Annotated in this window: 6 protein-coding genes; 4 read left to right on the top strand and 2 right to left on the bottom strand. The window is 68.3% G+C overall.

Annotated features, from left to right (window positions below):
- Positions 1 to 1,460 (bottom strand): maltotransferase domain-containing protein (locus QZ483_RS11080; protein ID WP_297083965.1); only part of this gene is annotated, 1,460 nt, incomplete at its 3' end.
- Positions 1,461 to 1,727: 267 nt separating this feature from the next.
- Entirely contained in the window at positions 1,728 to 2,744 is a 1,017-nt protein-coding gene (locus QZ483_RS11075) for a LacI family DNA-binding transcriptional regulator (RefSeq protein WP_297083963.1), read from the bottom strand.
- A gap of 283 nt (positions 2,745 to 3,027) precedes the next feature.
- Here QZ483_RS11075 and QZ483_RS11070 point away from each other — a divergent pair, with 283 nt between their 5' ends.
- From QZ483_RS11070 to QZ483_RS11055, 4 genes are all read left to right on the top strand, one after another.
- On the top strand, positions 3,028 to 5,049 hold the full coding sequence (locus QZ483_RS11070; RefSeq protein WP_297083962.1) for a beta-galactosidase: 2,022 nt from the start codon (positions 3,028 to 3,030) through the stop codon (positions 5,047 to 5,049).
- Positions 5,050 to 5,211: 162 nt separating this feature from the next.
- On the top strand, positions 5,212 to 6,471 hold the full coding sequence (locus QZ483_RS11065; RefSeq protein WP_297083960.1) for an extracellular solute-binding protein: 1,260 nt from the start codon (positions 5,212 to 5,214) through the stop codon (positions 6,469 to 6,471).
- A gap of 108 nt (positions 6,472 to 6,579) precedes the next feature.
- Positions 6,580 to 8,184 (top strand): ABC transporter permease subunit, encoded by a 1,605-nt coding sequence (locus QZ483_RS11060; protein WP_297083958.1) that lies wholly within the window; start codon positions 6,580 to 6,582, stop codon positions 8,182 to 8,184.
- On the top strand, positions 8,184 to 8,875 hold a 692-nt coding region (locus QZ483_RS11055), incomplete at its 3' end, for a sugar ABC transporter permease (protein ID WP_297083956.1). The genes QZ483_RS11060 and QZ483_RS11055, both read left to right, overlap by 1 nt.

The raw sequence follows: 8,875 nt of genomic DNA, 5'->3' as shown, positions 1-8,875 counted from the left end.
CCGCCCGCCTGCACGTCCGGCGTGAGGATGTCGTGCGTGGTGGGCCAGAAGTTGGGGCGCATGTAGAACGAGCCCTTGCCGGAGACCTCCTCGAGGTACTCGCCCATCTCCTCGGCGCTCTGGCGCCACGTGAAGTACGTGTACGACTGGTGGAAGCCGATGCGGGCGAGGGTGTGCATCATCGCGGGCCGGGTGAAGGCCTCGGACAGGAAGATCACCTCGGGGTGGGTGCGCGCGATGTCGGTGAGCAGCCGCTCCCAGAAGGTGAGCGGCTTGGTGTGTGGGTTGTCGACGCGGAACAGCGTCACGCCGGCGTCGATCCACACCTGCAGAACGTCACGAATGGCCTGGTAGATACCCTCGGGGTCGTTGTCGAAGTTCAGCGGGTAGATGTCCTGGTACTTCTTGGGCGGGTTCTCGGCGTACGCGATGGTGCCGTCTGCCCGCGTCGTGAACCACTCGGGGTGCTCCGTGACCCAGGGGTGGTCAGGGCTGCACTGCAGCGCTAGATCGAGTGCGACCTCGAGACCGTGCTCGTGCGCCTTCTTCACGAAGTTCTTGAACTGCCGCATGGTGCCGAGCTCGGGGTGGATCGCATCGTGCCCGCCCTCGGCGGCGCCGATCGCGTAGGGGCTTCCGGGATCGCCCGGCTCGGTCTGGAGCGAGTTGTTGCGCCCCTTGCGATGGGTGTCGCCGATGGGGTGGATGGGCGTCAGATAGACGACGTCGAAGCCCATCTCGGAGATTTCGGGCAGGCGCTTCGACGCCGTCGTGAAGGTCCCCGAGCGCCACTCGCCGGTCGCGCGGTCGCGGCGCGCCCCGATCGACCGCGGGAAGATCTCGTACCACGCGGATACCAGGGCCTTCTCGCGCTGGATGAGCAGTGGGTACTCGCGCGACGGGCTCACCCACGCGCGCAGTGGGCGCTCCGTGAGCTCAGTGCGGACTCCGTCGTCGATCGCCGGCGCGAGCCGCGCCTCGGGCGCCAGGTCCGTGTCCTGCAGGGAGGCGATCGCGGCTTCGAGCAGCTCCTTGCGGGCCGCCTTCCGCCGCACCTTGCGTACCGCCTCGGTCAGCACCCTGACGCCCTCGTCCAGCATGAGCTGGACGTCGACGCCGGCCCTGACCTTGACCTCCGCCGCGTGGGCCCAGGTCGCGTACGGGTCCGACCATGCTTCCACGCGGAACGTGTGGTGGCCCTCGAGCTTGGGGATGAAGATCGCCTCGTACAGCGAATTTCCCCAGTCCTTGCACGGCATCGGGATCACGTCGCGCTTGCCGTCAGGGCGCGTGACGACCACGGTTGCGCCCTCCGAGTCGTGGCCCTCGCGGAAGATCGTCGCCCAGATGGGCACGGCCTCGCCCACCACCGCGCGTGCCGCCCAGCGGCCCTCCTCGAGCGATGGCCCGACGCCGACGACGGGGATCCGACCGATGGACAGCTCTCCTGGGAACGCCATGGAACGAACCTACCCGCATTGGGGGCGGGTCGACACCACGGCGCGGGCCGATGCGCGGGTCGGGTGCAGCGTGCGCGCGTGCGCCCCACGAGTGGCTGGCTGCCCGGATCGCGCCGTTCTGGGCACTCAGTCACTCGCGGGAGGTGGCCGACGGATGGCGCTCGTGGGCGCTGGCAGGCGATCAGCGCCGAGGAGCGCCAGTCTTGGGCACTGAGCGCCTGCTGGGACGCGCACGGAGGGCCGATGCGCTGGCGGGGCGGCCGCCGGTCAGGCGGTCGCGCGCTTGATCAGGGGAGCAGGCAGGGTGAGCGACTCGGGGCTGCGGCCCGCGACGATCTGCGACAGCAGTTCGACCATCTGCTCGCTGATCTCATCGAACGGCTGGCGCATGGTGGTCAGCGGCGGTTCCATGCGCTCGGCGAGCCCGGAGTCGTCGAAGCCCACCACCGCGACGTCGCCCGGGACGTCGCGGCCATGGCGGCGCAGCGCGTTGATTGCGCCGGAGGCCATACGGTCCGAGGCCGCGAACACGGCGTCGATGTCGGGCGCTCGCTCGAGCAGTCTCTCCATCGCGGCCGTGCCGGACGCGGTCGAATAGTCGCCCGCCTCGACCAAGCGCTCATCGAAGGCGTCGCCGAGTTCCTCGCGATAGCCCACCAGGCGGTACTTGCCGCCGGGGGTGTCGGCGGGCCCGGCGATCATCGCGATCCGGGAGCGGCCCTGGTCGAGGAGGTGGTGGACCGCGGTCCGAGCCGAGCCGATCTCGTCGACCGACACCGTCGGGATCTCGCCCTGGTGGCCGAGAGGAAGCCCGCACGCGACGGTCGGGATGCCCGAGTCGATCAGGGTCTCGAGCATGGGATCCTCCTCGTGCGAGGAGATCAGGAGCACGCCGTCGACGTGCCGCGCGCCCACGAAGTGAGCGACGTTGCGCCGTTCCTCATCGGTGCCGGCCACGAGGAGCACGAGCGTCTGGTGGCGCTTGGACACCGCTTCGGCCGCTCCGCGCAGCAGCAACGAGAAGGTCGGGTCGTCGAAGAGCAGCTGGGTGGGCTCGGTCAGCAGGAATGCGATGGAGTTCGCGCGACCGGTCGCGAGCGAGCGCGCGTGGTGGTTGGCGTAGTAGCCCGTGGACTCGATCGCCTTCTCCACCGCCTCCCGCGACGCGGGGGAGACCCAGTGACCGCCGTTGATCACGCGCGAGACCGTCCCTCGCGAGACGCCGGCCTCTGCGGCGACGTCGCGAATGGTGGGCTTGCGCCTCTCCAGGCCGTCGGTGGTCACGGAGCAAGAGCCTAGCCCGGGTCCTGGTCGCGCGGGGCGTCCGGAGTGCAAACGGTGACAATTTCGTAACGACACCACCGTGAACTTGCATTGCGACGAGCGGACATTCAGTATGTAAGCGTTTCCATCGCTCGAGAGTGAGACCGGTCACAGTTGCATTACGATCCACGCCGAGGATTTGCCTGAGGCCCTCGCGGAGAGTAAGACTGGGACCGGTCACAGTTCCCCCGACGAGGTGACCTCACCACCCGGCCCCACCGGCCACGAGATCCAACGGAGTGTCATGACGGCAGCAGCCTGGCCCGCCCTCGAGGGCCTGGTCTACGGCGGGGACTACAACCCCGAGCAGTGGCCTCGCGAGGTGTGGGACGAGGACGTCGCGCTGATGCGCGAGGCCGGAGTGAACCTGGTGTCCGTGGGAATCTTCTCGTGGGCGATGCTCGAGCCCAAGGAGGGCCTGTACGACTTCGCGTGGATGGACGACCTTCTCGATCTGCTGCACGCCAACGGCATCGCCGCCGATCTGGGCACCCCCTCCGTCTCGCCCCCGGCGTGGTTCTTCGCCGCGTACCCGGACGCTCGCGTCACTGACAAGGACGGCCGGGTCATGGGCTTCGGCTCGCGCGGCATGGCCTCCCACGCCTCGGCGCCGTATCGCGAGGCGATCGCTCGCATGGCGACCGAGCTCGCGAAGCGCTACGCGTCGCACCCCGCGGTGGTGCTGTGGCACGTGCACAACGAGTACGGCGTGCCCGTCGCCGAGGACTTCGGGCCTGCGGCCGTCGCGTCCTGGAGGCGGTGGCTGCAGGAGCGCTACGAGACCCTCGAGGCGCTCAACGCCGCGTGGGGCACGGCCTTCTGGGGACAGCGCTACGACGACTGGGAGCACGTGGTCGCGCCTGCCGCGACGCCCACCATCGTCAACCCCGCGATGAAGCTCGACTGGGCACGCTTCACCGACGACCAGCTCCGCGAGTGCTTCCGCATCGAGCGTGACGCGATCCGTGCCCACGCGACCCAGCCCATCACCACCAACTTCATGGCCCACCAGTCGTGGAACACGGACCTGTGGAAGTGGGCCCAGGAGGTCGACGTGGTCGCGGACGATCACTACCTGTGGTCGCCCGACGAGGACGCCCACGTGGGCCTGGCGCTGTCCGCCGACCTCACCCGCTCCGTTGGCGGAGGTGCGCCGTGGATGCTCATGGAGCACTCCACGTCCGCCGTGAACTGGCAGGGGCACAACACCGCGAAGCGACCGGGAGAGATGCGCCGCAATGCGATCACGCACCTCGGGCGCGGCGCGGACGCGATCATGTTCTTCCAGTGGCGCGCCTCCCGTTCGGGCGCGGAGAAGTTCCACTCGGCGATGGTGCCGCACGCGGGGACGCAGTCGCGCGTGTTCCGCGAGGTGGTCCAGCTGGGCGCGCACCTGAAGGACCTCGCCGAGGTTCAGGGCTCGCGCGTCGAGGCCGAGGTCGCCGTGCTCTACGACTGGGAGTCGCTGTGGGCGCACGATCTCGAGTGGCGTCCCTCGGACGACATGCAGTTCCGCGAGCGGATGCGCGCGTTCTACGAGCGCCTGTGGCGTGACAACGTGACGGTCGACTTCGCCCACCCGGAGCACGACCTCAGCCGCTACAAGCTCGTGGTGGCGCCTTCGTCCTATCTCCTGACCGCATCGGCCGGAGAGAATCTCACTCGCTATGTCGAGCGCGGCGGGACGCTGCTCGTGGGCGCGTTCTCCGGAATCGTCGACGAGAACGACGCGGTCCACGCGGGCGGCTTTGGCGCGCCCCTGAAGGATGCGCTCGGGCTCACGGTCGAGGAGTTCCTGCCGCTGCGGGAAGGCCGCGCGATGGAGATCGCCTACGGCGACGCCGCGCTGTCGGCAGACGTGTGGGCCGAGGACATCGGGCTCACAGGCGCCGAGGTGCGCGGCACCTTCGTGGGAGGCCCCGGCGACGGCCTCCCGGCTATCACCCGCCACCAGCGTGGCGAGGGCACGGGCTGGTACGTGGGCACGCGTCTCAGCGCCGATGCGCTGGCGGCGGTGACCGCAGACGTGTACGCCGACGCGGGCATCACCCCGCCATCGTTCCCCGCAGGAGTCGAGGTCATCTCGCGCCGCGGGGACGCACAGGACTTCGTCATCGCCGTCAACCACGGCGACGATGACGTGGAGCTGGAGATCACGGGAGCCGATCTGCTGACCGGCGCCGAGATCGAAGGAACGCTCGAGCTCGCGGGAGGCGGCGTCGCCGTCGTGCGCACCGCATCGGCTCGACAGGGAGGTGGGCAGTGACGGCCACCGACCTCGGGGTGAGGTTTGCCCCGGCACACCACCGAACCACCACCACCACCACCACAAGCCGTCCGGACGCATAGTCTGGAAGGTGCCAACGGTCGCAGCGACGCGATCTCGCTCGAGAGAGTGCGATGCGGCCATCTCTGGAAGGAAGAGAAGATGCGCAAGCAGATTGGTATGGGAGCCGCATTCGTGGCGACCGCCGCGCTCCTGGCCGCGTGCAGCAGCGACCCGGAGCCCGCAGAGACCACGGAGCCGACGTCGACTCCGGAAGAGACCTCCGAGGCCCCCGCAGGCGAGGGCATCGAGCTGACGGTCTGGGTCGACGAGAACCGCGAGCCCGCCGTCGAGGCAGCCGCGGCCGTGTTCGAGGAGGAGACCGGCGCGACCGTGACCCTCGTCCAGAAGAACTTCGAGGACATCCGTGCGGACTTCCTCGCGCAGGTCCCCACCGGCGAGGGCCCCGACATCACGATCGGCGCTCACGACTGGCTGGGCGCCCTCATCGAGGGCGGAGTCGTCAACACCGTCGATCTGGGCGCCAACGCGTCCAGCTTCACCCAGGTGGGCGTCGACGCGATGAGCTACGACGGCCAGCTGTACGGCATGCCGTACGCGCTCGAGGCGATCGCGCTCATCCAGAACGTCGACCTCGTGGGCGAGGAGGCGCCGTCGTCGTGGGATGACATGATCCAGCGCGGCATTGACTCGGGTGCGGAGCGCCCGTTCTGCATCAACACCAACGGCGAGACCGGTGACGGCTACACGATGTACCCGTTCCAGACCTCGTTCGGTGCCCCGGTGTTCGTCCAGGAGGGCGGCTCGTACACCTCCGAGGTGGGCATGGGCGGCGAGGCCGGCGAGGCCTTCGCTCAGTGGCTCTACGACAATGGCGAGGCGGGCGAGGGCTACATCTCGACCACCGTCGACTACGCCATCAACAACGAGCTGTTCAACTCGGGTGAGTGCGCGTACACGATCCAGGGCCCGTGGGCGCTGGGTGACTACGCGGACGTCAACTTCGTCGTGAACCCGGCTCCGCCTGCCGGCGACCAGGACGCTGGACCCTTCGTGGGCGTCCAGGGCTTCTACGTCTCCTCGCAGAGCGCGAACGCCCTGCTCGCGAACGAGTTCCTGACGAACTACATCGCGACCCCCGAGGCCATGCAGGCCCTGTACGACGCCGACCCGCGTCTGCCTGCATTCGAGGGTGTCGACACGGCCTCGGCCGCGTACCCGGACGCCATCGCTGGCTTCCAGGCCTCCGCCGAGGTCGGCGTGCCCATGCCGAGCATCCCCGAGATGGGTTCCGTGTGGGACTTCTGGAACGCCGCGCAGTCGGCGATCATCAAGGGCGCTGACCCGGCCGAGACCTGGAACAAGATGGTCGAGGACCTCAGCGCTTCCCTCGCGGGCTAGTGCAACCTCCGGTGGGGCGGGGCGCGTGAGCGTACCGCCCCACCGGATCCCCCGCTCCACCCCACCCGTCCCCTCCCTTCACCCCCACGAGCACGAGCAGGAGTGCACATGACCACGGAAGTCGCGGAGCAGCCGCAGAAGCCGCAGCAGGAGCCGCTGGCACGCCGGCTCTCGGGCCTGGGATGGGGCTTCATCATCAAGCTGCTCCTCATGATGCTGGTCAACGCCCTGGGCGTGGCCGTCATCATGTCGGCGTGGAACGCGCAGGCCTGGGTCATCCTGGGCGCGTCCGTGATCCTGCTGGTCGCGGCCGACTGGGTCTACTTCTCGCGCCGCACGCTCGCGCTCAAGTACATCTACCCCGGCTTGGTCTTCCTGCTGATCTTCCAGGTCTTCACGATGATCTACACGGCCTACGTGGCCACCACGAACTACGGCGCCGGCCACAACGTCTCGCTCGACCAGGCGGTCGACGCCGCCCTGATCCAGGCCGAGCGCCAGGTCGCGGAGGCCGAGACTCTCCCGCTTGCCGTCGTGCGCGACGGCGAGACGCTCGGCTTCGCGGTCTCGATCGGCGGCGTCATCAGCGTCGGCACCGCCGAGGAACCACTGACCCCCGTGGACGGCGGAGCGATCGACGAGAACGGCCGCCCCACCGAGGTTCCCGGCTGGGAGGTCATCCCGAGGCTCGAGATCCTCAGCGACCAAGAGCTCGCGCAGGACGTCACCGATCTCCGCGTCGCGGTGTCGGACAATGCCGAGGACGGATCACTGCGCACGCGTGAAGGCTCGACCGTGTCGACCTTCACGTCGTCGCTCGAGTGGGACCCGGACACGGTGACACTGACGAACACCGAGACGGGGGTCGAGTACACGCCGAACGAGTACGGCACCTTCGTGGGCACGGATGGCACCACGCTGCCGGTCGGATACCGCGTGAACATCGGCTTCGAGAACTTCGTCACGGCGGTCACGGACCCCGACTACGCGAAGCCGCTGCTCCGGGTCACGGCCTGGACCTTCGGGTTCGCGATCCTGACGGTCGTCTCCAGCTTCCTGCTGGGCCTGCTGTTCGCCCTGATCTACAACGACGAGCGCGTGCGCGGTCGCAAGTTCCTGCGCACCCTCTTCATCCTCCCGTACGCCTTCCCGGCGTTCCTGTCCGCGCTGCTGTGGCGCGGCATGCTGAACGCCGAGTTCGGCGTCATCAACGAGTGGTTCTTCTTCGGGGCCAACATCAACTGGCTGGGCGATCCCTGGGTCGCGAAGTTCGCGATCCTGTGGGTCAACCTGTGGCTGAGCTATCCCTATTGGTTCCTCGTGTGCACGGGCGCTCTCCAGGCGCTGCCCACCGAGACGACGGAGGCCGCGAAGCTCGACGGCGCCGGACGCTGGCGCCAGTTCCGATCGATCACGTTCCCGCTGCTGTTGGTCTCGACCGCGCCGCTGGCGATCGCTTCCTTCGCGTTCAACTTCAACAACTTCACGATCATCTATCTGCTCACCAACGGTGGGCCCAGATTCACGGATACGAGTGTGCCTCTAGGCCATACCGACATCCTGATCTCTGCGATCTATCAGATCTCCGGAGTCGCCGGCGGCCGCGCTGACTACGGCCTCGCGTCCGCGCTGTCCATCGTCGTGTTCATCGTGGTGGGCGTGGTCTCTGCGATCGCCTTCCGACAGACCCGCAAGCTTGAGGAGATTCAGTGATGACCGACTCCGCTATCGCCACCGACGCTCCGAGCCCCGCCCGTGGGAAGGGCCGTCGCCAGTCGACGCGCCGTTCGCGGTGGTGGGCCGAGGTGGGCTGGAAGTATCCGCTGGCAGGCCTCGTCATCTTCTATGCGGCCTTCCCGATCGTGTTCGTGCTGTCGGCGTCCTTCGACGAGCGCGGAAGCCTGGCGGGCTCGCATCGCCTGTTCGCCTCGTTCAGCCTCGACAACTACGCGGCGCTGAACGACACGCTGTACTGGACCTGGGTGGGCAACACGCTGATCATCGGTGCCGCCGCCGGCATCGGCGCGGTGCTCATGGGTGCCGCGGCTGCATACGCGTTCTCGCGCTTCCGCTTCTCCGGCCGCCGGTTCTCGCTCACGTCGCTGCTCATCCTGCAGATGTTCCCGCAGACGGTGGCCTTCGTCGCGGTGTTCCTGCTGCTGCTGTCACTCGGCGAGGTGGTCCCGGCGCTCGGCATCAACTCCAAGCTCGCGCTGATCTGCGTGTACCTGGGCACTGCGCTGGGAGCCAACACCTTCCTCATGTACGGCTTCTTCAACTCGGTGCCGTCGGAGATGGACGAGGCCGCCAAGATCGACGGCGCGACCCATGCGCAGATCTTCTGGCGCCTGATCATGCCGCTGGTCGCCCCCATCCTGGCGGTGGTCGGGCTGCTCGCGTTCGT

The sequence above is a fragment of the uncultured Demequina sp. genome (assembly GCF_913055775.1).
GTDB lineage: Bacteria > Actinomycetota > Actinomycetes > Actinomycetales > Demequinaceae > Demequina.
Note: the sequence above shows the minus strand (reverse complement) of the source record. Positions and strands in the feature narration are given on the sequence as shown.

Coding starts and splice junctions, on each gene's coding strand:
- QZ483_RS11070 (WP_297083962.1), top strand. CDS start 3,028: ATGACGGCAGCAGCCTGGCCCGCCCTCGAGGGCCTGGTCTACGGCGGG.
- QZ483_RS11065 (WP_297083960.1), top strand. CDS start 5,212: ATGCGCAAGCAGATTGGTATGGGAGCCGCATTCGTGGCGACCGCCGCG.
- QZ483_RS11060 (WP_297083958.1), top strand. CDS start 6,580: ATGACCACGGAAGTCGCGGAGCAGCCGCAGAAGCCGCAGCAGGAGCCG.